Annotated in this window: 23 protein-coding genes, 1 tRNA gene and 1 pseudogene; 10 read left to right on the plus strand and 15 right to left on the minus strand. The window is 52.7% G+C overall.

Annotated features, from left to right (window positions below):
- Positions 1–16: 16 nt before the first annotated feature.
- Positions 17–253 (plus strand): hypothetical protein, encoded by a 237-nt coding sequence (locus BLP78_RS08630; protein ID WP_143002925.1) that lies wholly within the window; start codon positions 17–19, stop codon positions 251–253.
- A gap of 2 nt (positions 254–255) precedes the next feature.
- On the opposite strand, the gene BLP78_RS15565 is transcribed toward BLP78_RS08630, so the two are convergent.
- Together BLP78_RS15565 and BLP78_RS08635 are read right to left on the minus strand one after the other, a co-directional pair.
- A tRNA-OTHER gene (locus BLP78_RS15565) sits at positions 256–361 on the minus strand.
- Between the two features lie 13 nt (positions 362–374).
- Positions 375–899 (minus strand): helix-turn-helix domain-containing protein, encoded by a 525-nt coding sequence (locus tag BLP78_RS08635; RefSeq protein ID WP_218118947.1) that lies wholly within the window; start codon positions 897–899, stop codon positions 375–377.
- A 580-nt stretch (positions 900–1,479) separates the two neighbouring features.
- Here BLP78_RS08635 and BLP78_RS08640 point away from each other — a divergent pair.
- Positions 1,480–2,280 (plus strand): OB-fold protein, encoded by an 801-nt coding sequence (locus BLP78_RS08640; protein WP_143002926.1) that lies wholly within the window; start codon positions 1,480–1,482, stop codon positions 2,278–2,280.
- Positions 2,281–2,735: 455 nt separating this feature from the next.
- Here BLP78_RS08640 and BLP78_RS16000 read toward each other — a convergent pair.
- The 4 genes and pseudogenes from BLP78_RS16000 to BLP78_RS08655 form a co-directional block, all read right to left on the minus strand.
- A pseudogene (locus BLP78_RS16000) lies at positions 2,736–2,971 on the minus strand (IS3 family transposase); the annotation flags it as partial.
- A complete protein-coding gene (locus tag BLP78_RS08645) occupies positions 2,919–3,524 on the minus strand; it encodes a hypothetical protein (RefSeq protein ID WP_090458435.1) in 606 nt (201 codons plus the stop codon). The pseudogene BLP78_RS16000 and the gene BLP78_RS08645, both read right to left, overlap by 53 nt.
- Positions 3,521–4,330, minus strand: a complete 810-nt coding sequence (locus tag BLP78_RS08650) for a hypothetical protein (RefSeq protein ID WP_143002927.1) — start codon at positions 4,328–4,330, stop codon at positions 3,521–3,523. Before BLP78_RS08650 ends, BLP78_RS08645 begins: the two co-directional genes overlap by 4 nt.
- Before the next feature lie 44 nt (positions 4,331–4,374).
- A complete protein-coding gene (locus tag BLP78_RS08655) occupies positions 4,375–4,995 on the minus strand; it encodes a hypothetical protein (protein ID WP_090458438.1) in 621 nt (206 codons plus the stop codon).
- A 636-nt stretch (positions 4,996–5,631) separates the two neighbouring features.
- Here BLP78_RS08655 and thiS point away from each other — a divergent pair.
- Genes thiS through trmB form a run of 3 tightly spaced genes read left to right on the plus strand, consistent with a single transcriptional unit; the run spans position 5,632 to position 7,402 of the window.
- A complete protein-coding gene (gene thiS / locus BLP78_RS08660; protein ID WP_090458440.1) occupies positions 5,632–5,874 on the plus strand; it encodes a sulfur carrier protein ThiS in 243 nt (80 codons plus the stop codon).
- Positions 5,875–5,876: 2 nt separating this feature from the next.
- Positions 5,877–6,689, plus strand: coding sequence for a thiazole synthase (locus tag BLP78_RS08665; protein ID WP_090458442.1), 813 nt, complete (start codon positions 5,877–5,879; stop codon positions 6,687–6,689).
- Between the two features lie 29 nt (positions 6,690–6,718).
- Positions 6,719–7,402 carry a tRNA (guanosine(46)-N7)-methyltransferase TrmB gene (trmB, locus tag BLP78_RS08670; protein WP_090458444.1) on the plus strand — a complete coding sequence of 228 codons (684 nt, stop codon included), beginning with the start codon at positions 6,719–6,721 and terminating at the stop codon, positions 7,400–7,402.
- Between the two features lie 4 nt (positions 7,403–7,406).
- On the opposite strand, the gene hemW is transcribed toward trmB, so the two are convergent.
- The 3 genes from hemW to rph all read right to left on the minus strand — a co-directional run bounded on the left by hemW (position 7,407) and on the right by rph (position 10,142).
- Positions 7,407–8,639 carry a radical SAM family heme chaperone HemW gene (hemW, locus tag BLP78_RS08675; protein WP_090458446.1) on the minus strand — a complete coding sequence of 411 codons (1,233 nt, stop codon included), beginning with the start codon at positions 8,637–8,639 and terminating at the stop codon, positions 7,407–7,409.
- Positions 8,640–8,819: 180 nt separating this feature from the next.
- The gene (gene rdgB / locus BLP78_RS08680) at positions 8,820–9,413 is read right to left on the minus strand and encodes an RdgB/HAM1 family non-canonical purine NTP pyrophosphatase (protein WP_090458448.1); all 594 of its coding nucleotides are present in this window, start codon (positions 9,411–9,413) and stop codon (positions 8,820–8,822) included.
- Between the two features lie 9 nt (positions 9,414–9,422).
- Positions 9,423–10,142: a ribonuclease PH gene (rph, locus tag BLP78_RS08685; RefSeq protein ID WP_090458450.1), complete on the minus strand. Its 720-nt coding sequence runs from the start codon at positions 10,140–10,142 to the stop codon at positions 9,423–9,425.
- A 168-nt stretch (positions 10,143–10,310) separates the two neighbouring features.
- Between rph and BLP78_RS08690 the strand changes: the two genes are divergently transcribed.
- The 5 genes from BLP78_RS08690 (at position 10,311) to BLP78_RS08710 (ending at position 15,564) form a co-directional block, all read left to right on the plus strand.
- Complete coding sequence (locus BLP78_RS08690; protein ID WP_090458452.1) at positions 10,311–11,165, plus strand: YicC/YloC family endoribonuclease; 855 nt, start codon at positions 10,311–10,313, stop codon at positions 11,163–11,165.
- Between the two features lie 482 nt (positions 11,166–11,647).
- Positions 11,648–12,079 carry a thioredoxin TrxC gene (gene trxC / locus BLP78_RS08695; protein WP_090458454.1) on the plus strand — a complete coding sequence of 144 codons (432 nt, stop codon included), beginning with the start codon at positions 11,648–11,650 and terminating at the stop codon, positions 12,077–12,079.
- Between the two features lie 224 nt (positions 12,080–12,303).
- Positions 12,304–12,936, plus strand: coding sequence for a guanylate kinase (gene gmk / locus BLP78_RS08700; RefSeq protein ID WP_090458456.1), 633 nt, complete (start codon positions 12,304–12,306; stop codon positions 12,934–12,936).
- Positions 12,937–13,057: 121 nt separating this feature from the next.
- Positions 13,058–13,264 (plus strand): DNA-directed RNA polymerase subunit omega, encoded by a 207-nt coding sequence (rpoZ, locus tag BLP78_RS08705; RefSeq protein WP_090458458.1) that lies wholly within the window; start codon positions 13,058–13,060, stop codon positions 13,262–13,264.
- 146 nt (positions 13,265–13,410) lie between these two features.
- On the plus strand, positions 13,411–15,564 hold the full coding sequence (locus BLP78_RS08710) for a RelA/SpoT family protein (RefSeq protein ID WP_090458460.1): 2,154 nt from the start codon (positions 13,411–13,413) through the stop codon (positions 15,562–15,564).
- An 81-nt stretch (positions 15,565–15,645) separates the two neighbouring features.
- Here BLP78_RS08710 and metH read toward each other — a convergent pair whose 3' ends face one another.
- From metH to BLP78_RS08740, 6 genes are all read right to left on the minus strand, one after another.
- Entirely contained in the window at positions 15,646–19,377 is a 3,732-nt protein-coding gene (metH, locus tag BLP78_RS08715) for a methionine synthase (RefSeq protein ID WP_090458546.1), read from the minus strand.
- 136 nt (positions 19,378–19,513) lie between these two features.
- Entirely contained in the window at positions 19,514–21,484 is a 1,971-nt protein-coding gene (locus BLP78_RS08720) for a flavin monoamine oxidase family protein (protein WP_090458462.1), read from the minus strand.
- Positions 21,485–22,060: a tetratricopeptide repeat protein gene (locus BLP78_RS08725; protein ID WP_090458463.1), complete on the minus strand. Its 576-nt coding sequence runs from the start codon at positions 22,058–22,060 to the stop codon at positions 21,485–21,487.
- Between the two features lie 22 nt (positions 22,061–22,082).
- On the minus strand, positions 22,083–22,742 hold the full coding sequence (locus BLP78_RS08730) for a hypothetical protein (RefSeq protein ID WP_143002928.1): 660 nt from the start codon (positions 22,740–22,742) through the stop codon (positions 22,083–22,085).
- Positions 22,739–23,986: an aKG-HExxH-type peptide beta-hydroxylase gene (locus tag BLP78_RS08735; protein WP_176752825.1), complete on the minus strand. Its 1,248-nt coding sequence runs from the start codon at positions 23,984–23,986 to the stop codon at positions 22,739–22,741. Before BLP78_RS08735 ends, BLP78_RS08730 begins: the two co-directional genes overlap by 4 nt.
- Complete coding sequence (locus tag BLP78_RS08740) at positions 23,983–25,566, minus strand: radical SAM/SPASM domain-containing protein (RefSeq protein ID WP_090458468.1); 1,584 nt, start codon at positions 25,564–25,566, stop codon at positions 23,983–23,985. Before BLP78_RS08740 ends, BLP78_RS08735 begins: the two co-directional genes overlap by 4 nt.
- Between the last annotated feature and the right edge of the window lie 3 nt (positions 25,567–25,569).

A 25,569-nucleotide genomic window follows, 5' to 3' on the forward strand; every position in this document is an offset into this window, starting at 1 on the left:
CAAGCCGGGCACACTCTTGAAGCATCAAATCCCGATTCGCACGATGCATTGGGACATTACTCTGCCCGGCTTCATGGAGGCAGATACCGTGGCGCACTGTGGCAATTCTCTGGCGGGTGATTTCGTCTGGGGTCTGACCTTATCCGATATCCTTACCGGATGGACAGAGTGCCGCGCCACCTGGAGCAAGGGTTCCAGCGGCATGATCGGCACAAGTGCGAAGTCTTGGTTAGGTTATGTATCTTATTTCTAAACTGGAAACAGCGGTGGGACTTGAACCACACACCCCTTTGCCCATATCATGTCATTGCGATGCCGATATGTAGGAAACAAAGCGCTCTATCCTTTGAGCTACGCTGATGTAAAAAGTAGGACTAAAGTCCTTCTTTCCCGGACTTGCTGGGAACAACCCGCAGAGCAGGGCGCTTCTTAAGTCTCCTGCTGTCGTCTTCTTCCTTTCGTTTTTTCTTCACCTCAATTTTCTCAATAGCAAAAGGGGTCACCTCTTTTATTAGGCCATCAAAGTGATAACAATTCGTCTTACTTCCTTCCTTTGTTCTGCGTTCCTCACGTCTTATAAAACCTAATTTCTCCATTACCGCAATGCGGCGCTGAATTGTTCTCGGCGTTACATCTAACGCTTCCGCAATGGTTGTTTTTGACGGATGAGGCTTGTTATCTGCTGTCCACCAGTAAGTTGCCAAGTACAAAATGATATTGATATCCATCGGCGTCAAACCAAGCGCATGTTGTTTTTCTAAGATAATGCTGGGGAACGCCAGCCAACCCGAATCCATTAATGGCTTTGTCCACTTCTTTTCATTTGTCCGCAGTGTTTCTAAAACCTCTTTCTTTTCTATTTTTGCGGTCATATGCACCTCGATAAAATGTTTCGTCATTATGTGGCGCGTACTCTTGCTTTGCAAGCTATGCGGGGAGACGATCTTGCCTCCCCGCAGCTTATATAAATTTATGACTTTTGTTCATATTATTGACTTATCTACTTAAAGTTACTGAATCTAATTCGCGAGATGTCTGTGTCCCCCAGAGGGTAGATGCTGTTGACCCTCTGGGGAGATGTAATTACCCCCCCTAGGGGGTTGTTTGGTCTCCCTATGCAGACAAAATTGCATTTGATCTTCGCGAACCAGAAATAAGAGCGACTGACCTTTCGATGTTGGCGAGAACCAATCATGCGCCGGAACCTCATTTCCTATTGAATCAAGAACACTAAGAGGCTGCCGTTATTGAACAATGCGGGGGCGGCGTGTCGATCCAGTCATTGAAGATTATTTGATGATGGCGTGGACTTGAAGCAAGTGTTTGTGTTGACAGGACAGCTTGGAGTCGCAAAGTATGATTGACGACGATAAACAATCACCTATGAGCGTCCACAATTGATAGAAACCTAAAAATCTGCCTCAGTAGAACATGATCAAATTTATGAGAAGTCCGATAGGCTGCTCTAGGGGGTAGAGGTTGAAAAAACTATTTTTGCTCGCGTTAATGATTCTGGCAATTGGTGGATGTGACAAAACACCAACCCATACAATTTCTGACAACGATAAGCCGCCTGCACCACTTGCAGTAAATCTGGATAAGGCAAGTGTGAAATTTGCTCAAGACTTGATATTGAACGACAACCTTACAGCGCTTCAAGGTGGCGAGGCATTAATAACTAAAGAAGATGCCATGAACAATTTCAATATTTCAGAAGTTATTGACTCAAGGATACTTTCAAAGGACTATGACGCCAATGAAGTGGCGGCAGACAACAAGTACAAAACTACCAAATACATTTTGGTGACAGGGAAAATTTTAGGCATCAGCAAAGATTTTCTCGGCGATCCATATGTCACCCTTCCTGGACAACAGATGTTTTCTGGAGTACAAGCAAAATTCAATAAGGATTATCTTGAAACACTGGCCAAATTAGCCAAGGGACAAACGCTGTCCGTAGTCTGCAAGGTTTTAAATAAAATCATAACCAATGTTATGCTTAATGATTGTGCAACCCTTGAAGACTATGCCAAAAGTATTAGGCCAGCTATTGATACCCACGTCTTCGATGTGTTGGCAGGCAAAACACGGGTGTCCAGCGACGGAGGAGAGGCGATTTCACTGGGGTATGCGCTGCCCAAGTATCTACCCAGCGATTCGCTATGCTACAAAAACATGGATGATTCCAAGTGTGGCGAGGATTTTGTCGCTGCCACAAAAGATCCCGCCTTAAAAGCGGATGCAAAGATGGTATTTACAACGCTTAAACTGAAACAATAAAGAGTTTTCGAGCTAAAGGAACCAATATCCACTCATCCTGAGAGGTCCTTTTGATGCTAAAGATTCATGTGGTTTGGCAGGCCTCGACCTTTTTCGCACACTAGGTGTAGCAGCTTGCATTTCAAACTGCCTGACCAGCAGTCAGCGCGATTTTGAGCCAAGAATAACTGCAACTATCCACTCTTGAAAACCTGAAAACCGGGATTAAAAATGAACCTGCATTTATTCCGGCGGGCCTGCATTTGATCTTCGCGAACCGGGAATAAGTGCGACTGGTATTACGCTCCAAGCGCGGTTCTAAGAGGAAAACTTTACTCTAGTAGCGTTAACCGGCCCTTTAGTCCCTCATGTAATTAACGTCTCAAGTGGCAAGACGGCACCGGTCACATTCAGTATCAAACGTTCGATGTGGGAGATCTCGCCTACCACTTGCCGGACACGACATTCTCCTACGTCAGCTCACCAATCTTGGCATGTAATACCTTCAGATCAACCGGCGGCTCAGCCATAGTGGTCCCACCAAATACTTCTGCCTCTCGCTCGCTGAGTTACCGTTTCCACTCCGTAATCTGGTTGGGATGCCCTTCAATCCGCTGGGCAGTTCGGCCAGCGTCTTGTCGCCAGCATCGCTGCTAACGTCACTCTTGTTTTTTATCGCTACTGAGTGCGTCCTTCTCTTTCTTTTTTCCACTCTCTCCATTTCCTTGCGATGCCAGCTCTCTTTGCTGTTCTTGCCTTTGCAAGTGCGCTTGTATGATTTCTATACATTGTTCGCGGATCAAAGATATCCCTCGACGGTCTCGTATCTTTTTGTCCAATATCCGCTTCTTTTCCTGCAAGTGCCCTATTTCTAGACTTATGTACTCTTTCTCTCCCCATTTCTGCTCATACGTTGCTGCAGGCCAGATCGGCTTGTTCACGTTAATTTCAGTTTCAAGCTTTCGTTTGGAAAGTTCTAAAGGATTTTTTTTATCGATAACTTTATTTCTCTCATCTTCAAGACTTTTTAATTCTTGTTTTAAGTCTTCTTGTTGTTGCAGGGTGCCAGGCTTAAGCTCCGCTGTGGCAAATTTATTGAGGAGGCTAATGCACGAGTCCACTATATGATCCTTGTTGATGATTTTATCTACAATATCCACTGCTGCCTCGCTAATGGCGTTTGCTGTATTGCTGTCGATTCCGCTATCTCCTTTTCCTCCAGATGATTTGCTCTCCCCCTTTGCGGCATCAGTGGCTGTTATCATTGCCTTCCCGAGGTTTCCTCGATTTTCGTGGTTACTTCTTGTGCACCTTCATGGTCTCTTTTTGCAACTTCAGCTTCCGTTGTAACCAGCTCTAACTGCTTTTTTTCCTTCTTTATATCTTCCTGTAATTTAATAGGATCTTGCCCTGCTGGAGGCTTGTCTGCTAAATCTTGCTTTGTCTGTAGCAACGACGCCTGAGCAGTCTTTCTTTCCTCTGCTGCAACAGCAACTTGGTTCGCTAATCGTTCTTTTTCGTGTGCTGCCGCCAGATTGGCTTGGGTAGCTGCAAGATTCGCTGATGCATCTGCATTCGCATTAGGATTCATAGTCACTTGCTGTGCCTTTACCGCTCCAGATAATTGTTCTATAGCAAGTACTCCTAATGTCAGATCTTGGGAACGCCTAATCAATTGTGCTACATCAAATTCTGTTAAGAGCCCACTATAGGCGGCTTCACAAATTCGAAATAGATGGTCACGCATCAAGGTAATTGACTGAGTACGCAGGCCAATGTTTCCTGCACTGGTTGCTAACGCGTTTGCAAACTTAATCTCCGCCTCGCTGGGAACATCTACACTAAGCGCTTGTGATGCGGCATATGCTTGCAGTGCATCAGGAGAGGGTTCTGCACAGACCATTCCGTTTTTTGAAAAGACAAGGCGTTGAGGCGCATCCAGATGTATTGCAAGTCCGCTAACCTCTCCTTTAATGGATGGCAATGTAGTTGTGCGATTAAGAGTGCTTATATTCGCGCAGCCTATACAGAAAGATGTAGCAGCGATGACAATCAGTGTCCTAGTTTTCATTTTTTCCCCCTTTATTGTTCGTAATTTTGTCTGGGTTGATGCGCTCATTTTGCTGAGGCTTTTGCCGTACCTCCACATCCAAGTTGGTTGTCATCCTGTGGATCAACAAGGCATGCGTCTAGTGAATCAATGTGTACCAAGCCGAGCGACTGCTCATCGTAGCTTTTTGCTTTTCCCTGAAACGATACGCGTATCTTCTTAGTGCCAGCGGGTATGTTGCGGAGCTCAAAGCGACGAATGAAATCAGACTGATCGGGATCATTGCCGCTAATAATCCGCCCCTTGTCATAATCAAAATTGTGAGTTTGGTCACCAAGAGAAATCTCGTATTTCATGCGAACAGGAGCATCTTTTAATTCCGATCCCCTAACATCAATTCGCACTGTCTCGGGTTGACTTAATTTTTCCATAAATATCAGATCAAACTTGCAGTGTGCGGCGGACTTCTCTGGGCCGCTTTGCCCCACATCAAGAAAGCAACCTGGGAAAAGAATGCTCAATTCACGTTTGTCAGGGCTCAATCCGGCGCGGGTTGTCTGCACATCGCAGGCATTGTTCGCGACAGTAAGAAAGATAGGTGGAGCAAATGTAGCTTGGAGGTTTTGGGCAGAGATGCCGGTACTGGCTAGGAACCCGACTAGAGAACCGATAATCTTATTGTTCATATTTCACCCCCTACCATTTTTTGCTCTTGATTAATTGAGGTGTCTTCTAGTTCAAATTGCGATTCTTCATCCGCTATTCATATTTTATTTATAGATGAGTGAAAGGGAAAAATAAACAAAGAGTCAGAAAGATTTTATTTGCTAATTTTTATCCTTGATAACATATTTTATCAAGGGTAAATACAGTCGCAATTATTCTTGGTTTGCGAAGATCAAATGCAGGTTCATTTGCAGTTAATCCCGGTTTGCCGAGGCCAATAAATGCTGGCCGGTTCATATTTCACCCCTTTTTCGACTAATAGAATAACTATTGGCCTTCAAAACCCGCAAAATCTGCCCTCACCCAGACACTTTTTCGCTGCGATTTCTTTAAGCTCGCAGGCTGCTAGCCGTAGTTGATAGCGCAGGCAGCAGCAGAGTTGGAGATACCGGCAAATATGCGCCGCCGTTCTCGGGAAAAACAAGTTCTTTCGCGCGACTGTAGAGGTTAAAGGCGGAGCAGGTCAGACGAACGTATAGCAGCCCGATTCTCGACTATGAAGCTGCTCCACCGTATAATCTGCATTAAAAAGAACCTTATTGCTCAAGTTAAGTCACAGCTTATCCCAACGCATCCGCTTCAAGCGACTTTTAAAAATGATACAACTTATCGTTAATGGTCAATCTCAACGCTTTCCCGTCTCGCCTGCGGAAACAGGAACTCGGGACGCAGATGCCATGACGCTGAATGTGACGCAATTGCTGGAGCACATGGGATTGCAAGGCAAGCGTATCGCCATAGAGCGAAATGGCGAAATCATCCCTCGCAGCAAGTTCGACCAGCCCATCCTGGCGGAAGGCGATCAGCTTGAAATCGTCGTGGCCGTAGGGGGAGGCTAAGGGTGGACAATATCATCATTGCCGGCAAGGCTTATTCTTCCAGGCTTCTGGTAGGCACCGGAAAATACAGGGATTTTGACGAGACTCGCGCCGCGGTTGATGCCAGCGGCGCGGAAATTATAACGGTAGCGATTCGCAGGACCAATCTCGGACAAAATCCCGATGAGCCAAACCTGCTGGACGTGCTGCCGCCATCCCGATATACCTTGTTGCCCAACACAGCCGGATGCTACACGGTGGACGACGCCGTGCGCACTTTACGCCTTGCGCGTGAATTGCTGGACGGCCACACGCTGGTAAAGCTGGAGGTGCTGGGTGATCCGAAAACCCTCTACCCCAACATGATGGAAACCCTCAAAGCTGCCGAAATTTTGATAAAGGAAGGTTTCCAGGTAATGGTTTATACCTCGGATGATCCTATCGCAGCCAAGCAACTGGAAGAAATCGGCTGTGTGGCGGTGATGCCGTTGGCCTCACTAATCGGTTCCGGCATGGGTATTCTTAACCCATGGAATTTGCAGATCATAATAGAAAATGCCAACGTTCCGGTAATAGTGGATGCGGGTGTCGGCACGGCTTCGGATGCGGCTATCGCGATGGAGCTAGGCTGCGACGGTGTCCTGATGAACACCGCAATTGCTGCCGCGCGCAATCCGGTACTGATGGCTTCCGCCATGAAAAAAGCGGTGGAAGCGGGTCGCGAAGCCTATCTGGCTGGACGCATGGCCAAGAAGCTTTACAATGCCAGCCCCAGTTCGCCAGTCGACGGGACCATTGCCGGCAGCCATCAGCAAAAAGACAGAGACAAATCCTGATCACTGCCGGTTTTTCAGATTCCTTATAAATGGCAGAGCATCGTCCCATCCGAAGCTTTGTTCTCCGCCAGGGTCGTGTCTCGAATGCGCAGCGTCGCGCTCACGAAACATTGATGCCCCTATATGGCGTTCCGTTCACCGAAAGTGCTGCGACAAGCCTGCTCGATCTCGAAACCATCTTCGGCAGGCGCGCGCTCAGATTCCTGGAGATTGGTTTCGGCATGGGTGAGACGACGGCCGTTATCGCCAAGGCGCATCCACAGAACGATTATCTCGCTGTTGAGGTTCACACACCCGGCGTCGGCAGTTTGCTCAAGCAAATCGAAGAACTTGGGCTGACGAATATACGCATTGTCCAGCATGACGTAGTGGAAGTGCTGCAACACGCATTGCCGCCGGAATGCCTGGACGGCGTGCACATCTTTTTTCCCGACCCTTGGCCCAAAGCCCGACACCACAAACGCCGATTGATACAGCCGGAATTTGTTGCGCTGCTGTGCCGGCATCTGAAGCCCGGCGGTTATATCCACGTCGCGACCGATTGGGAGGAATATGCGGATCAAATATTGCGGGTATTGTGCGGTGAACCGCAGCTGGCCAATACCGTTATTGATTATGCATCACGTCCTGAATACCGGCCTTTGACCAAATTCGAACAGCGTGGTTTGCGGTTAGGACACGGGGTGTGGGATTTGATATTCCGAAAAAAGTAACGAGCTATACCTTGTCGTTGCTTTTCTCGGGAAGGAAGATTTGCAACAGATCATTCAAAAAGCGCCTGCCGGTGAGCGTAGGCGCAATGCGTCGATAATCGCGTGTAATCAGGCCTCGTTGCTCGGCCTCGTCAAGCTGACGCTGGATGCGGGTGATGGGCAGGCCGGTACGTTCCGTGAACATTTCCGTGGCAAAGCCTTTGGTAAGACGTAGCGCGTTCATCATGAATTCAAACCCACGGTCGTTCCGCCCTACTTCATGCTGTTCCATGACAGGTGGGCCGGCATCCGGCGTGGCCTGGGCAGTTTTGGCGAGGTACTCCCCGGGTTGCTTGTAGCGTATCTGGCGCACGATCCTGTCGGCAAAGCTTATCTTGCTATGCGCGCCTGCCCCGATCCCAAGATAATCGCCGAACAACCAGTAGTTCATGTTGTGATGCGATTCTCGGCCCAATCGGGCAAACGCTGAAGTTTCATAATTGACATAGCCTTCTCGCTCGAGGGTTTGCTCGACCATTATTTGCATTTCCGCAGCCAGATCATCGTCGGGCAATGGCGGCGGATAGCGATGAAACAGCGTGTTGGGTTCCAGCGTCAGATGATAGGCCGAGATGTGCGCAACATCACATCTGATCGCGGTCTCGATATCGTTGCGGGCTTCCTCCAGCGTCTGGTTCGGCAGGCCATACATCAGATCGAGATTCACATTGTCGAAATTTTTCCGGGCGATCTCAACGGCCCGCTGCGCATCGTTATCGTCGTGTATTCGGCCCAGAGATTTAAGATGCCTGGGGTTGAAGCTCTGGATACCGATAGATAAGCGATTGATTCCAGCTGCTCGAAAATCGGCGAATTTTTGTGCCTCGAAAGTGCCGGGATTGGCTTCCAGCGTCACCTCGGCGAAAAGTTCGAGCGGTAGTAAGGCCCGCACGGCACCGAGGATTTCGTCTATGGACCGGGCACTGAACAGGCTTGGAGTGCCGCCGCCGAAAAACACGCTGACCACCTTGCGACCCCAAACTTGCGGCAGCGCCGCTTCCAGGTCACGAATAAGCGCCGCCACATACTCAGCCTCGGGCACGCCATTCTGATCGCGAACCTCATGGGAGTTGAAATCGCAATAGGGGCATTTTTTCATGCACCATGGGATATGAATGTACAGGCTTAACGGGGGCAGCGATTTCAGCTTCGGCGACTGAGAACCCAGTATGAGTGCAGGAGAAATAATTGTTGTCATGACTAATAGGAGAGATGACAAACAAAAGAAAATATCGTTTTAGCGATGATTGAAATTATCGATCCTACAAGAAAACAATATGAATTTTGTCATCCGGACTTGACCCGGCATCCAAACCAACAACGCCATGCTTTGTGAGCCGGATCAATCTTTTCGCCGATCCCAGGACGCAGTCCTGGCTCAGAGCATCTCTTCGCTGATTCTTTCAACGAGCCGAGCCAGTGCCTTACCGCGATGGCTAATTCGATTCTTCTGCTCCGCCGGAAGCTCCGCAGCAGTTTTACCGAGATCCGGCAGAAAAAAATAAGGATCGTACCCAAAGCCCCCGGTCCCACGCGGTCGAAGCACAATTTCACCATGCCAGCTTCCATCGGCAATAAGGGGCTGCGGATCGTCGGGGTGGCGCAAGAGCACGATTACGCAGTAATAGTGAGCTTTGCGGTCGGCTTCGTCTGTCAACACATCGACCAGCTTCTGATTATTGCGCTCGTCCGACCTGGGTTCTCCCGCGTACCGTGCCGATAGAATGCCCGGTTTGCCATTTAAGGCGTTCACGCAAATACCCGAATCGTCCGCCAGAGCCGGCAGCCCGGTGCATCTGCTGGCATGGCGTGCCTTGACGAGGGCATTTTCGATGAAAGTGCAATACGGCTCTTCCGATTCAGTAACATTGAACGCAGACTGGGGCAATACCTCGATCCCCAGCGGCTGCAGCAGTTGGCCGATTTCCCGCAACTTACCCGAATTACTGCTGGCGATTACCAGTTTTTGCATATCAGCTCTTTATCGGGCGGCCAATACCGCTTTTTGAATTGCGATCAATTCCTGTATCCCCTGCTGCGCCAGATCTACCATGGCGTCCAGGTCGTGGCGGCTGAACGGCACCCCTTCCGCAGTCCCTTGCATTTCCACCAGGCCAGAATCGCCGGTCATGACGACGTTCATGTCGGTGTCGCAGCGGGAGTCTTCAAGATAATCGAGATCGAGCACCGGCACGCCTTCGTACATACCGACCGAGACCGCTGCAACATGACTTAGTATCGGCGTAGCATCTATCATCTGCTGGCGTAACAGCTTTTCTACCGCATCGTGCAGCGCGACAAAAGCCCCGGTAATGCTGGCGGTGCGTGTACCGCCATCGGCCTGGATGACATCGCAATCGATCTGGATGGTGCGCTCGCCCAGTTTCGTCAAATCCATTACTGAGCGCAATGCGCGCCCGATGAGACGCTGGATTTCCATCGTGCGCCCGGATTGTTTGCCCTTGGCTGCTTCGCGCTGCATGCGCTCGTTAGTGGAACGTGGCAGCATGCCATATTCCGCAGTGAGCCAGCCCTGCCCTTTTCCACGTAGAAACGGGGGTACTTTCTCATCCAGGCTGGCTGTACATAATATCTTGGTATCGCCACACTCGATCAGCACCGCACCTTCAGCATGCTTGGTGTAATGACGGGTAATTTGAACCGGACGAAGTTGAGCCGGCGTGCGATTGCTGGGACGCATGGTTGTGATTCTCTAGATGATTTTGTAACGACGGCGTTTTACCGGCGATTGGGGTAAGGGTGCAAACTCGTCCTGCATGTCTGCGACGATCATATGCGATAATCCCCATCTCTCCCTATTTTAACCTATCAGGACCTGTCAGTGGATGAGTTAGCGACGATCTACAGCATGACCGGCTATGCCGTGGTTGCCCGCGAATTGCCACAAGGTTCACTGAATCTGGAGCTACGCTCGGTTAATAACCGCTATCTGGATATCCAGTTCCGCCTGCCTGACGAATTCCGCTTGCTGGAAGTGACGATGCGTGAATTTCTGACCGCCCGACTGAATCGTGGAAAAATCGAATGCCGCGTAAGCTTTTCCGGGATCGCGAATATCGAAGATCTGCAGCATATCAACGCTGACCTGTTGCAAAAACTACTGGCGCTGAACCGTACTGTCAGGGCTGCGTTACCCGACGCCCACGGTCTCGAGGTGGCGGATATCCTTCGCTGGCCCGGAATGTTGAGGGCCAATTCACTGCCGGCAGAGAGCCTGCGTGAACCTTGCCTGGAATTGCTGGCCGCTGCCCTGCATGAGTTGGCGGCGGCACGTGCCCGCGAAGGCGAAAAACTTAAAGTCATCCTGCTTGAGCGCCTCTCCAGGATGCGTTCCTTGGCAGCAGAAGTAGCACCGCGTATTCCCGCCTTGCTTGTGGCATTTCAGGAAAAGGTCAAAGCCCGTTTGCGCGATGCCATGATAAATTGCGATGATGAGCGTATCCGGCAAGAGCTGACATTGTTCGCCGGCAAAATCGATGTAGACGAGGAATTGTCCCGCCTGCAGACCCATTTTGAAGAAGTGGAACGGGTTTTGCGCAAAGGCGGCGCAATCGGCAAACGGCTGGATTTCCTGATGCAGGAGCTCAACCGCGAAGCCAACACGGTGGGTTCAAAATCGGTAGATGCGGAAGTATCGAAAATTTCCATCGAACTCAAAGTCCTGATCGAGCAAATGCGTGAGCAGGTGCAGAATATTGAGTGACAATTTATGAGCGTGAATGGAGGGGGCGTTAAAAGTCTCCGGCTTTCTCTTCCTAAATTGGCCCGAGCAGCACTCCACGGCGTTTATGGGTCCGAGGCGATGACTTATACCCAACCTATTCCCAGAATGCCCAAGCCGGTAACAAGTATTACAATATAAATAATCCAGGAAGTTATACTATTCATGGCGTTCCCCTCATATAGAGATAGAGCATCCATATTATTTGCCTTTTCACGCTTATATCCGTGCGCTAAGCCACAGAGATAATATGAGGTCGGTTTTGCCACAAAGCGAAGATGGGATATCTTTGGGATACTTTTTGCAGCCGCTGCAAGAATTAGAGATGAGGGTTGGACATGAGATTAAAATTTGTCAGCCCACGTGAATCAAAAAAAGGCCGGGCGTAGATAAATGACATCTTGAAGGTCGGGCGGACCGTCCTCATCTGATCAAGTAATCAATCACTGCGATATACGAACTCCATGAGCGACTCCTCTCACCTCGTATGCCCTCACTGTCAAGCGATCAATCGTGTGCCGACTGCGCGACTCGACCAGAAACCCAGTTGCGGGCAGTGTCACCAGCCTTTGTTCACGGGCCATCCGGTAGAGCTCACCACGTCCACATTCGCACGACACCTAGACCACAATGATATACCGCTGGTAGTGGATTTTTGGGCGCCGTGGTGCGGGCCATGCAAGATGATGGCTCCAGCCTTCGTGCAAGCTGCGGCGATGCTGGAGCCGCTTGTCCGTGTAGCCAAGGTAAACACCGATACCGAGCAGACGCTAGGTACGCAATACAGCATCCGCAGTATCCCTACTTTGATTCTGTTTAAAGATGGGCATGAAGTAGCGCGGCAGGCCGGTGCTTTGACAACACAGGATATTGTGCGCTGGGTTCGTACGCATTAATCCTGAATCCGCCCCGTCCACCTGCCGGATTCAGGATTAATAGCATTGATTGGATTAACCGGATCAGTCGGCTTGGTTGGAATGAGCCGAAGCTGTTAAACTTTGGCAGCACACTTGATAATCAAGCGACAGCGCTGCTATAAAAAGGCTGACAAGAGGGGAGCACCGCAACCAGCAAACTGGGGGGTGATACCGTGCGTTAATACTGTAGGGTTAACTTCAATATGATCATAACGCCGGGTGACTTATATATTATCAGTGCCCCATCAGGCGCGGGAAAAACCAGCCTGGTCAAAGCCCTGCTTCAAACCGGTATCGACCTGAGCCTGTCAATTTCATACACCTCGCGGCCGGCGCGTCCTGAAGAAATCGACGGGCGCGATTATCATTTTATACGCCGGGAGATTTTCGAGCAGAGGCTGAAACAGGACGAGTTTCTGGAAAGTGCGCAAGTTTACGGAAATTTCTACGGCACTTCAAAACGTTGGATCAACGAAACCGTAGCTTCGGGACGCGACGTTCTGCTGGAAATTGATAGCCAGGGCGCTCATCAGGTGCAGAAGGTTTTTCCTCAGGCAGTAAAAATTTTTATTCTGCCCCCTTCGCTCGAGGTGCTGGAAATGCGTTTGAGGCAACGGGCTCAGGATAGTCTCGAAGCGATCGGACGGCGCCTGGCGGCGGCCCGCGACGAAATCAGCCATGCCGGCAAGTATGACTATGTTATCATCAATGACAGGCTGGACAAGGCATTACAAGATTTGAAGTGCATTGTACAAGCCGAGCGCTTGAGAATGACGAAACAGCTTGCCCGCCACCGTGGTCTGGTGTCGCAACTCGGCAGAACGCCTTCTCCATAAGCGACGATAATTCCAACGTCCGGTCAAATGGCTGGCGGCGCTACACTTCTCTTTCGCAGGTTGCCTTTAGTTGGTGGGGCATTCTATACTTCAATTTCTATACATTAGCAGAGGCAAGATCATGGCGCGTATTACCGTTGACGATTGTTTGAAAAGAATTTCCAACCGCTTCGATATGACTTTGGTCGCGACCGTTCGCGCAAGACAGCTTTCAGTGGGGGGCACCCCCATGGTGGAGCCCGCCCGGGATAAACCCACCGTCATCGCATTGCGCGAACTTGCACAAGGAAGAGTGGGCGTTGAACTTCTCACAACGGGTCCCATTTGATTTTTGAATGGACCTGAGCTTTCTTGTAAAAAGCCTGCTTGAATACACGGATAAGCATTTGTAGAAAAGAATTATCGATTGCCATGAAGGTGATGCCGTCCTGAAAAAAACTGTACTGGTATAACAGGGAAATCAAGGAAACGACGATGCGAGCACGAGGTCTGCCGGATTCTTCTGCTACCTTGCCTGAGGCGAGTTTCCTTTTTCGCGAGCTGTCAAGCTATCTTAAGCGCGAGGATGTCTCCGAACTTCAGAACGCCTATCTTTTCAGTCAAAGTGCCCACTCCGGGCAATTCCGAAAATCCGGCGAACCCTATATCTCCCATCCGCTGGCGGTAGCCAGCATACTCGGCAAATTACGCCTGGACACCCAGACGCTGGCAGCCGCGCTACTGCACGATGTGATGGAGGATACGCATGTCTCCAAAGCCGAGATCAGTAATAGATTTGGCAAATCGGTTGCGGATCTGGTGGACGGCGTTTCGAAGCTCGACAAGATCGAGTTCCAGACCCATGCGGATGCGCAAGCGGAGAATTTCCGCAAAATGCTGCTGGCCATGGCGCGGGACGTGCGCGTCATACTTATCAAATTGGCGGACCGCCTGCACAACATGCGTACGCTGGAAGCGATGCGGGCAGAGAAACGGCGCCGTATCGCGCGCGAAACCATGGAAATCTATGCCCCTATCGCCAATCGGCTGGGGCTCAACAATATCTATCATGAACTGCAGGATTTAAGCTTTCGTTACCTGTTCCCGACGCGCTACCGTGTTCTGGCCAACGCCACCAAGGCGGCCCGCGGAAATCGCCGGGAAATGGTCACGAAAATCCTGGATACGATCAAGCAGCGTCTTAAAGTGGCAGGGTTGGATGCCGAGGTGACGGGGCGAGAAAAGCAGCTCTATAGTATCTACACGAAAATGGTGGAAAAGAATCTCACATTTTCCGAGATCCTCGATATCTACGGCTTTCGCGTCATCGTCAAGGACGTACCCTCGTGTTATATCGCACTGGGCGCATTGCACAGCCTCTACAACCCCATCCCCGGAAAATTCAAGGACTATATCGCCATCCCCAAGGGAAATGGCTACCAGTCGTTGCACAACACCTTGTGGGGACCCTACGGCACGCCCATCGAAGTGCAAATTCGTACCCCCGAAATGCATCGAATCGCCGAGGCAGGCGTCGCGTCTCACTGGCTCTACAAGAGTACGGATGCGGATCTCAACGACCTGCACATGAAAACCCACCAGTGGTTGCAGAGCCTGCTGGAAACCCTCAGCGACTCCACCGATTCGCTGGAATTCCTGGAACATCTCAAGGTTGACCTGTTTCCCGGCGAGGTCTACGTATTTACGCCTCAAGGCAAGATATTGGCGCTACCGAAAGAATCCACCGCAGTGGACTTCGCCTATGCAGTGCATACCGACATCGGCGATTGCTGCGTGGCGGCAAAAATAAACGGTGAAAATGCGCCATTGCGCACCATGCTTCGAAGCGGCGACCGTGTGGAGATCGTGACCGCATCACATGCAAAACCCAATCCTGCCTGGCTTAATTACGTGGGCACCGGCAAGGCACGTTCGCATATCCGCCGATTTCTCAAGACCATGCAATATGAAGAGTCGGCCAAACTGGGGGAACGCCTGCTGAATCAAGCTTTGATTTCGCTCAAGGTCGATCCCGAAACGATAAGCGCGGTGCAGTGGGAAAAACTGGCGCGCGAGAGCGGGGCTAAATCCAGGACGGATTTACTGGCGGATATGGGACTGGGCAAGCACCTGCCGGCGGTAATTGCCAGGCGGCTGGCGGTTCCGGGAGAATCCGCCTCCGGCCCGAATGGGACTGGAGGCGTCATCACCATACTTGGCACAGAGGGCATGGCAGTGCAGTTTGCGAAATGCTGCCGCCCCATCCCGGGGGATTCCATTATTGGTTTTATCAAGAAAGATCAGGGGCTTGTGATTCATACCCATGACTGCCCGGCCGCCCTGAAAAACCGCGGTAACTCGGAAAACTGGTTGGACGTGGCTTGGGGCAAGGATATCAGCAGGCAGTTCGAGGTCAGCATCAAGCTGCTGGTGGCCGATCAACGTGGCGTGCTGGCGAGAGTGGCTGCCGCGATCGCCGAGGCCGGATCCAATATCGACAATGTTGCCATGGACGAAGATGAAGGAGAGGGTACGTACACCACCATGAATTTCATGTTGCAGGTCCGCAACCGCCATCATCTGGCGCAAGTGATACGCAGCTTGAGGCGTATTCCCGAAGTGGTGAAAATCACCCGCATGAAGAGCTGATCGACTCGTCTCGCATCACCTTTCTGCAGAATACCGCATGCCCGCAGTCAGCCGGCCGACAATTCACTTTTTCGACCGTAGTTATCGATCATATGCGAGGACGGGTGCCAGCCATTGCTCGGTTTCCTCCAGCGTCCAGCCTTTGCGCTTCGCGTAATCTTCCACCTGATCCTTGCCGATTTTGCCTACCGCAAAATAATCCGCATCGGGGTGAGAAAAATAAAAACCGGATACCGCCGCAGTAGGCACCATGGCGTAGGATTCAGTGATGATAATGCCCGCATTTTCGGGTGCTTTCAGCATTTCGAACAAAGGCCCCTTCTCGGTATGATCGGGGCAGGCAGGATAGCCCGGCGCGGGGCGGATGCCACGATATTCTTCGCCGACGAGTTGCTCGGTATCCAGGTCTTCGTCTTTGGCGAAACCCCAGAATTCACGTCGTACCCGCCAATGCATGTGCTCGGCGAAAGCTTCGGCCAGACGGTCCGCCAGCGCCTTCAGGATGATTGCGCTGTAGTCGTCATGCGCCTCCTCGAATGCTTTTATCCGCGCGTCTATCCCCATGCCCGCAGTCACCGCGAATGCCCCGATGGCATCCTTTATACCGGTTTCCTTGGGCGCGACGAAATCAGCCAGGCACAGGTTTGGACGCCCGGCCGGTTTCTGGGTCTGCTGGCGCAAATTGTGAAAAGTCATCGCCAACCGGGTGCGAGCCTTATCCGTGTAGATTTCCACGTCGTCATCATTGACCGTGTTGGCGGGAAAAAGGCCAAACACGGCATTGGCTGTCAGCCACTTCTGCTCGACGATTTTTTTCAGCATGTCCTGGGCGTCGCGGTACAGATTGGTGGCCGCTTCTCCCACCACCTCGTCCTGCAGAATTGCCGGAAACCGGCCGGACAATTCCCACGCCTGAAAGAACGGCGTCCAGTCGATGAAAGGCACCAGTTTTTCCAGTGGATAGTTTTTCAAGGACCTTACGCCGATAAAATCCGGTTCAGGCGGCGTATAGCTCTCCCAATCGATTTTAAAAGCATTCTTCCGGGCATCCGCTATGGATAGCATGGGCGCAGGCCCTCTTTTATTTTTATGCTGGGCGCGCACTTTTTCGTACTCGGCCTGGAGTTTCTCCACGTAACCCGCCTTCAGATCCTCCGACAGCAAATTACTGCACACGCTCACGGCGCGGCTCGCATCCGGGACCCACACGGTAATGCCGCTGTAATGGGGAGCCACTTTCACGGCAGTGTGCACACGCGAAGTGGTTGCCCCGCCGATCAATAAAGGAATGGTAAAACCTTCCCTTTCCATTTCCTTCGCCACATGCGCCATTTCCTCCAGCGAGGGCGTAATCAGGCCCGACAGCCCGATCATGTCGGCCTGCTCACGCCGCGCCATTTCCAGAATCTGTGCAGCAGGCACCATTACGCCCATATTCACTACGGCATAATTGTTACATTGAAGGACTACCGTGACGATATTCTTGCCGATATCATGAACATCGCCCTTGACCGTGGCGATCACGATCTTGCCCTTGGGCCTGGAATCGCCCAGCAGTTTCTTTTCCGCTTCAATAAACGGCAGCAGGTGCGCCACCGCCTGCTTCATGACGCGCGCTGACTTGACCACCTGGGGCAAAAACATCTTGCCCGAGCCGAACAGGTCGCCCACCACGTTCATCCCGTTCATGAGCGGCCCCTCGATCACCTGGATGGGGCGCCCGCCTGCCTCAGCGACTTCGAGCCGTGCCGCCTCGGTATCTTCCACGATGTAAGTGGTGATACCCCTTACCAGCGCGTGAGTCAGGCGTTGCTGCAGCGATTCGTTGCGCCAGGCAAGGTCTTCAATGTTCTCCTTGGTCTGTCCCTTGAAGCTTTCGGCAAATTCCACCAGCCGCTCGGTGGCGCTTGCGTCTCCACCTTCTTTTGGGGGGCGGTTCAGCAGCACATCCTCGACCCGTTCCAGCAGATCCTTGGGGATATCCGAATAAACGCCAAGCTGCCCGGCGTTGACGATGCCCATGGTCATGCCGGCGCGAACCGCATGGTAGAGGAAAGCAGTATGGATCGCTTCCCGCACCGGTTCGTTGCCGCGGAAAGAGAACGACACATTGGACACGCCGCCGCTCACCTTGACATACGGCAGGGTTTGCTTGATCAGGCGCGTGGCATTGATGTAATCCAGGCCGTAATTATTATGTTCCTCGATGCCCGTGGCGACCGCGAAAACGTTGGGATCAAAAATGATGTCCTCGGGCGGAAAGCCTACCTGATCCACCAGAATGCGGTAGCAGCGCGTGCAGATGTCCACTTTGCGCGCAAGCGTGTCGGCCTGGCCTTCTTCATCGAACGCCATGACAATTGCCGCTGCCCCGTAGCGGAGCGCAAGCTTCGCATGTTCGATGAACTCCGCTTCGCCTTCCTTCAAGCTGATGGAATTGATGATTGCCTTGCCCTGAATGCATTTCAGTCCCGCTTCGATCACCGACCACTTGCTCGAATCCAGCATGATGGGCACGCGGCTGATATCCGGTTCGGCGGCGACAAGGTTCAGGAACGTAACCATCGCCTTCTGCGAGTCGAGCATCGCTTCATCCATGTTGATGTCGATGATCTGCGCGCCATTTTCCACCTGGTTCCGGGCAACACTCAGGGCTTCCGAATAATTATTGTTCAGTATCAAGCGGGCGAAAGCTTTCGAGCCGGTGACATTGGTTCGCTCGCCGACATTCACGAATAACGAGTCATCGCCGATAGCAAGCGGCTCCAGGCCGGACAGCCGCAATTTTTTTTGAATATCGGGTATGACTCGCGGCGCGATACCGTTTACCGCATCCGCAATCGCTTTGATATGGGCGGGTGTCGTACCGCAGCAGCCGCCGACGATATTGACGAAACCCGATTGCGCAAAATCCTTTATCAGACCCGCGGTGTATTCAGGCGACTCGTCATAGCCTGTCTCAGCCAGCGGATTGGGCAGGCCGGCATTGGGATGCGCGCTGACACGCACACCGGCCACCCTCGACAAATCTTCGATATAGGGACGCATCAACTCCGCTCCCAGCGCGCAGTTGAGCCCGACCGACAATGGCCGCGCGTTACTTACGGAATTCCAGAAAGCCTCCGGCGTCTGCCCGGAAAGCGTACGTCCCGAAGCATCGGTAATCGTTGCCGAAATCATCACGGGAAATCTTGTGCCGTGCGTCTCGAAATACTGATCCACGGCGAACAGCGCTGCCTTGGCATTGAGCGTATCGAATATGGTTTCGACCAGCAGGATATCCGCGCCGCCATCGATCAGGCCGCGAATGGATTCGGAATAATCCGCCACCAGTTGATCGAAAGTAATGCCGCGGAAACCCGGGTCATTGACATCCGGGGAGATCGATGCCGTCTTGGTGGTCGGCCCCAGCACGCCCGCGACAAAGCGCGGTTTTTCCGGCGTTTTCGCCTCCATCGCCTGTGCCGCTTCCCGCGCGAGTTTGGCGCCGGCAAAATTGAGCTCGTATACCAGATCCTGCATGTGGTAATCCGACATCGAGGCGGCAGTGGAATTGAAGGTGTTGGTCTCGATGATATCCGCACCCGCTTCCAGATAGGCATCGTGGATGGCACGGATAACCTGCGGCTGGGTGAGCGTCAGAAGATCGTTATTGCCTTTGATGTCATGGGGAAAATCGGCAAAGCGAGCGCCACGATAATCCGCTTCATTGAGCCTGTAGCTCTGGATCATGGTTCCCATGGCGCCGTCCAGCAGCACGATGCGGCGTGCGAGGATTTCTTCCAGCAATTTGGTGCGAGGAGTTTCGTTCATGGCAGCGCTACGTTTGAGGTGGAGGTTGATTCTATCACGCCCCTGCGGGCATTTGCCCCAACCATCCCCAATCATCCCCAACCGTCGCCAGGCGTTAGGCCACCCTTACTTCCATAGCGCGATAGCGGAGCTCATCTCAGCCAATTGACTTTGCCTGTTTCTCCATGCTGCGTAGAACGCGCCTCGCCGATCGAAGCGAGCCCTCGATGAAGCCCTGGTAATCGGAAAACGCTTCCCCGCAGACGTGAACATTCCTTTTTCCGGAGGAATCCGGATTCAGGGAAAACGCCTCCAGGAACTCGATATGCTTCCAGGACATCACGCCTGGTAGCCATCCATGCGCGGCCGCACCAAAAGGTTCCTTGCCCCAATCGCGCATCCCGCAGGCAAGAAGGCGATCCTGGGTAAAATCATGGTGCTCATAGTCGCGCGCAAACTGCACAAAACGCCGCCACAATCGGGGATATCCCGCCTCTTTCACGATAATCCGGCTTTTGTCGCTGAAATAGAGCGATTCGGCCGCGTCTGGCGCATCCGGATGAGAGGATCCTTTTCCCAGCTTCAGGAACCAGGTCCTGGCCACGTCCTGGCTCTGGAGCTGAGGATCTTCCGTCGGCGCCTGATCGGGTTGGTTTTGACTTGATTCCGTCGTCCTCAGGTAATCCGACCAGAATGTGATGGCAGGGCGGTCGGTGTACACCATGATCAGCCCCTTGGTCCCATCGTTACTTTTTACGTAGAGCAGTTCTCGCGTAGGTATATCTGCGGCACTACGGTTAAGCGGCCTGTTATCTTCCCACCAGGGTTTCTCGATAACGAAGAAGCATTTCAGCAACGGCAGGCCGGCCACGGCATTTAGCGCTTCCTTGAGTCTTTTTTGCGGGGGTCGTCCGTTCCAGGACATTTGTTCGAGTGGGCGCTTAGGCAAAGCCAGAATAACCCGCCGCGCCCTGATGGGTTCTTCCTCATCCTCAACCAAGACGCTGATCTCGTCGCCATTGAATTGGAGGCCCGATACTTTCCTGCCTTTCTGAATACACAATGACGGATTATTTTCTCTTTCCTTATGAAGCTTCTCCAGAAGCTTCCAGATGATCCGGCTCATTCCGCCGCGAATGCCGCGAAGCGATCCGGTGCTTCGAATCGCCCTGAGCCAGAAAATTATCCATTCCGCGGCATTCAAATTTTCGTGGACAAAGTGATAATAACTTCCCCAATCCCTTATCTTGACAACAGCGTAATGGCTCAGCACATCACTGAGCACATTCCAGAAACCGAGGTTCCAAAGCGGCTGATCCCTGAAGCACGCACTTTTTCTAATGACCTCCAGGTCGTCGTCAGTAATATTGTGGATCCATTCGAGCAGTTCCCCTTTCCAGTAATGGCGATAAAAAAAAGATTCGTCCTTTAAATTTCTCCATTGCTCATTGGCTGCGCTGGTCTCCCAGGGGCTGGCTATATCGGGGAGATCGACAAGTTCGAAGATGCGCCTGAGCGCCAGTATCATCAGGTCAAATGGCGTTTTCTGTTTGGCTTCCTCTTCGTGAAGGGTAAACCGCGGTTCCATCGGGTCTTCCGATACGTACGAAGAGAACGGTATCAGATCATCCAGGCTTTCCTCCTCGCCCGGAACGGGTTCCCTGATTTCCAGTTCGCCAAGCAGGGCCTGCAATAAAGGCTGATCGCGTGGGTCAATCCTCATGGGTCCAAATTCAGCGCGAAAATATTCCGTCCGTGACAGCGTCTCAACGACTTTGCCGTCTTGTAGTATCGACCGTTTCTCTACAGGGCTTTTAAAGGGAGATTTCTTGTCGCCCTGTGGTTCAAGAGGATCGGGTTTGCCGCTGCTAAAATCCCAGTTGCATGGATCCCACGTATCGTCGAATCCGATGGTTTCGCCGTTATTCTCATTGGCCCTCAACAAGGACCAGGTTTCTATTCGGCCTCCAAATCGATTCGAAGCTTCAAGAAGGAGAATGCTGTTGATCTTGAGTAATTCCTTTTTCTTGATCAGCTCATGGCAACAATACAAGCCGGCAATACCGCCGCCCACGATCACGACGTCATAGGGCGCGGTTTCCTGTTTACTGGTTTTATTGTTTGGCACCTACGTTTTCTCCAGGCGCTGCAGTTCTTCCAGGGAATAGCGATAACCAGGGTCCAGTATCAACGCGGCGCGAAAATAGCGTACTGCTTCCGGCAATCTTCCCAGATAGCGCAGGCAGACTCCCTTGTTGTGATGTATTACCGCTCGATTACCGTCGATTGCCAGTGAGGCATCATACAGCGGCAATGCTTCCGCATAGCGACCCACATCGAATAAGACATTTGCCCATTCATTGAGTGCCGGCGCATATTCCGGATCAAGGCCGAGCGCAACGCGAAAGGCCGATATTGCGGCCTGCGGTTCGCCAAGGTCACGGCGAACCAAGCCCACATTACCCCAGTGCATCGGATTCCACGGTGCCAGGCGTAACGCTGCGCTGAAATGGGTAAGCGCGACCGTAAAATCCTGGCCGGACCAGGCAACATTGCCTAACCCACGCCAGACATCGGCACAATCCGGTTGCTTCTCTGCACTTTCCTGAAAGAACAACCGGGCATCCTCGAGTTTTCCAGCTCGCCACGCTTCGTAACCCGGCATAAGCGCCGGATCGCTTGGAGGCCAATCATTCCATTGCATGGCGTTAAGGTTGCCTTGTGGGTTATTCCGGGGTTGCTAACCGGTAGCAGCCCGCCAGCATCGTCATATGTTCCCCCATAGCTAGAGCGGGCCGCAGGTGCGCCTGCTCGGCACCATTCAGGAAAACAATCCGGTTGGACAACCCGGTGATGCGCAGCAGTAACCCGCTTGCTGCGTTGTCGCCGCGAAATACATGTAGTTGCAGCCCCGCCGACGGTTGAACATCGGGCATCCAGAGGGTCTGAAGGTAGATCAGCAGGGCAATGCGGCAGGCTTCCTTTTTGTCGCAGTGCTCGCCCATGTGTTGACCTGGCTCATCGTAATAGGTATAGCAACTGGCACTCCAGGACGGAGCAAGTCGATGGCCGGTGACACGCTCCAGGTAGGCCAGCACAGATGCCGACGAGAGAAAGCGCCGTGCGTGTGGTCCGAGATGTGCGCGTATATTGTGCTGGGAGATTTCTCCAGGACATTGCTTCGCCACCAGGCTCCAGCTCGCATCCCGCTGTTGCGCAAGCGCCTCGCCGAGAAGATTCATATGCGTATCATGGCTGAGCGCGGGTGGGCCCAATACGGCTGCGCCACGATCAAGGAATTCCATACGCAGTCGGGCCAGCGACGAGGGGTCGATATTCAGATCCGTGCCGGTATCGACCATGCAGTTGGGAGTGAGAGTATTCACAGCAAGCCTTCCTCGCGGGCAAATTCTTCCAGCAGGATGGCGCCGATCTGCGTCGGCACAGCGTGCTCGCGCAACGTAATGCCTGCCTGAATCACATTCCGTTTTTGTCGCTCATAAATCGTGCCGGAGGTCCATGCATCGGGAAATCGCATCTCCAGCCGGCGATAATAGCGGCAAACATTGAGAAAAGCATGTACGCCATCCACCAGCCCTCGCAATGGACGTAAATCCGGCCGCCAGGGGGAGACGAAACCGATGGCTTCCGAGTCCGGATCGCGCGCGCGGGCAATCGCATCGTAGCGCCGGAAAATATTCATCCTGATATGGCTCGATTCATGGCACAGCAAATCACCGATATGCTCGACGTCATCGGCGCTCATGAATATGGTTCCCGGCAGCTCCGGCGGGCTGTGGCTGCGCGAGTACTCGCGTTGTTTCAGAATACACAGTGCTTTGACGTGGCGATGGAGGGCATGGAAGGCGAGCGGCCAGATCTGGCTAAGCAATTCCAGCGCTGCTTCGATACGCCCGGCTCCCATGTCAATCTCCTCATCCATTGCGGGCTCGAAAGAGGATAGCAGGGGAGTAACTTCGGCGACTCCGTTAAGCACGGGAAAACCACCAATATACGGCAGGGCCGCGAGGCGGGGATGACTGAAACCCGTCGGTAATCCGCTTCCGTCATTGACAAGCGTCAGACTCAATCCATCGCTCCAGACGAAATGCGTTTTACCTTCATTTTCCACCACCGCCAGTGTGATGCCTGGCGCATCATTGGACAGCATGGCGTGCACGTGCGGCAGATACAGCGGACCCGCCGAGAAGAGACAACGGGGCAGAATAAAGGCGATGTCGCGTACGTCGGGATGGTGAATGAAATGCCGCACCCCGGACAATATCCTTCCTGCGCCGGGATTGCCGGAGCCGTCCGGTTCCATCCTCGGGGCGGTGTCTATTTCTGCCAGTGGAGTGGAAAACAGCCGGGCGCGGGCATCGGCAGGCAGGTTATCAAGGGTCGCGATAAGACGCTGCGCGAGCGGGTTCTCGTTCGCGTCCATTGTGTCCATCGCCGCGGAGAGCTGGTTCCGTAAGCGTACTGAACGGGCCAGCGCGGAGAATCCGAGCAATATGTCGACGGTTTCGCCGGGCCCGGCCGGGTAACACAGGCCCGCACAGTCCGTCAGTACATGCTTCGGCAGCCCTTCCCGCGATACTTTCTTCAGACCGGCGTCGTTGAGCTTCACACCGCTACCGCATGGCATTTTATGGGGGTAAAGTCGCGGGAAAAGCGTTCACCCTCGTTATTGAAATAATTGTAAGTGTTCAGGTGATCGAACGCGATTTCATCGAAGGACAGCCAGCGCATCAAATAGGGATAAAGCGTTTTGTAAAAGGAGCATTCGGGGGTGCGGTGGCGGACCGTGCCGTAACTTTCCCACGCTTGTGCGGAACACCCGGACTGGCATAGCTGCCGATAGGAACAGGTGTCGCACCCTTCGAGATCAGCGGGGCGGCGTTCTCGGATTTGCTGTATGACGGCATTATGCCGGGACGGTTGTGACAGGCTTTCCAGGCCGGCATCGAAAATATTTCCCAGCTTGAGCCCGGGGGATTGCGTGGCACGGCCGCAGGGATAGATGTCGCCATTGGCGGCAACGGCCTGGAAAGTTTCCCCAGCCCCGCAGTGGGTTCGCATGCAGCGCGTTCTACGCTGTTTGCTGGTGAGAAAGTCGCACATGCTGCGGACGTTGTCTTCCAGCAATGGCAATTTTTGCGCCACTACGTGGCTCATCAGGTCTTTGACAAAATCAATGATCTGATCCTGGCTCAAACCAACCTTGTTCCAGTTCTTTCGTGCATCGCCCAGATAGGCCACGGGATTCAGCCGAAAGCCATGGATGCCGAGATTGAGCATGGTGGCGGCCAAGGCCGCCGGGTCATCCGCATTGGACCGGTTCAGCACCACCAGGCCGCCGAAGGGTACCTCGAACCGGTGCAGCAGGTCGATTCCTCTGGCAATCTTGCTGAAAGACTCCTTGCCGTTGACCTGAGGGCGGCTCGAATTCTGCTGTTGTGCGCCTCCATCGAGAGAAATTCCTACCCGGATATCCTCCTCCTTCAGCCAGCGGACCCGTTCCTCATTCAGTAAGGTGGCATTGGTTTGCGTGCTGAGAAATAGCCTGCGGTTGCCTCGTAATGGATGATTACGAATGTATGTCACGGTTTCCTTCATGAGTTCATATTTCAGGAACGGCTCACCCCCGGCAAACTCGAAAGCCAGCGTGTCGCTCTCGCGCATGGCAAATGCAAGATCCACAGTCTTCCGGGCAATATCCCGATCCATGGCCGGCATGGATGAGTTGGCTCCCGCCAGGCAGTAGGGACAGGCAAGATTGCATTTCTCGGTAATGAGCAATTCGATCAGGTTTCCCTCATCGTAATTGGGCCCGTCCGCGAACATTCGCCGGTCTACGGCAGCATGTCCATTAAGCGTCAGCAGACCGCGCCGATAGAGTTGGGCGGCAAAATCGAGCGCATTATCCGGACCGTATTGCGATAGATTATGGCGTAACCAGCCAAATGGCTTTTCATCCAGTTGCCGAAACCACTTTGACTCGCTGGCACTGAGAAATGCCCACGCCGCATTCTCGGGGTGAATGGCAAGTGTCTCGCCCGCGATATCCTCCAGGACAATGCCTTCCGTGCCCAGCACGGTTTGATCGCTTAAGCTGATCGTACCGAAAGGTTCGTAGTGCTTGCGGTGAGCCTCCGCCAAATAGGTGCTTTCGGCGTTTTCCCTGTAGGGCCTGCTGAAATATTTCATATC

Origin of the sequence: Nitrosospira sp. Nsp1 (genome assembly GCF_900100985.1) — a bacterium.
In the GTDB taxonomy this organism is placed as follows: domain Bacteria; phylum Pseudomonadota; class Gammaproteobacteria; order Burkholderiales; family Nitrosomonadaceae; genus Nitrosospira.

Bases quoted from the DNA above. Each gene is read 5' to 3' on its own strand.
- BLP78_RS08635 (WP_218118947.1), bottom strand. From the start codon at position 899: ATGACGAAACATTTTATCGAGGTGCATATGACCGCAAAAATAGAAAAG.
- BLP78_RS08645 (WP_090458435.1), bottom strand. From the start codon at position 3,524: ATGATAACAGCCACTGATGCCGCAAAGGGGGAGAGCAAATCATCTGGA.
- BLP78_RS08650 (WP_143002927.1), bottom strand. From the start codon at position 4,330: ATGAAAACTAGGACACTGATTGTCATCGCTGCTACATCTTTCTGTATA.
- BLP78_RS08655 (WP_090458438.1), bottom strand. From the start codon at position 4,995: ATGAACAATAAGATTATCGGTTCTCTAGTCGGGTTCCTAGCCAGTACC.
- thiS (WP_090458440.1), top strand. From the start codon at position 5,632: ATGATACAACTTATCGTTAATGGTCAATCTCAACGCTTTCCCGTCTCG.
- trmB (WP_090458444.1), top strand. From the start codon at position 6,719: ATGGCAGAGCATCGTCCCATCCGAAGCTTTGTTCTCCGCCAGGGTCGT.
- hemW (WP_090458446.1), bottom strand. From the start codon at position 8,639: ATGACAACAATTATTTCTCCTGCACTCATACTGGGTTCTCAGTCGCCG.
- rdgB (WP_090458448.1), bottom strand. From the start codon at position 9,413: ATGCAAAAACTGGTAATCGCCAGCAGTAATTCGGGTAAGTTGCGGGAA.
- rph (WP_090458450.1), bottom strand. From the start codon at position 10,142: ATGCGTCCCAGCAATCGCACGCCGGCTCAACTTCGTCCGGTTCAAATT.
- BLP78_RS08690 (WP_090458452.1), top strand. From the start codon at position 10,311: ATGACCGGCTATGCCGTGGTTGCCCGCGAATTGCCACAAGGTTCACTG.
- trxC (WP_090458454.1), top strand. From the start codon at position 11,648: ATGAGCGACTCCTCTCACCTCGTATGCCCTCACTGTCAAGCGATCAAT.
- gmk (WP_090458456.1), top strand. From the start codon at position 12,304: ATGATCATAACGCCGGGTGACTTATATATTATCAGTGCCCCATCAGGC.
- rpoZ (WP_090458458.1), top strand. From the start codon at position 13,058: ATGGCGCGTATTACCGTTGACGATTGTTTGAAAAGAATTTCCAACCGC.
- BLP78_RS08710 (WP_090458460.1), top strand. From the start codon at position 13,411: ATGCGAGCACGAGGTCTGCCGGATTCTTCTGCTACCTTGCCTGAGGCG.
- metH (WP_090458546.1), bottom strand. From the start codon at position 19,377: ATGAACGAAACTCCTCGCACCAAATTGCTGGAAGAAATCCTCGCACGC.
- BLP78_RS08725 (WP_090458463.1), bottom strand. From the start codon at position 22,060: ATGCAATGGAATGATTGGCCTCCAAGCGATCCGGCGCTTATGCCGGGT.
- BLP78_RS08740 (WP_090458468.1), bottom strand. From the start codon at position 25,566: ATGAAATATTTCAGCAGGCCCTACAGGGAAAACGCCGAAAGCACCTAT.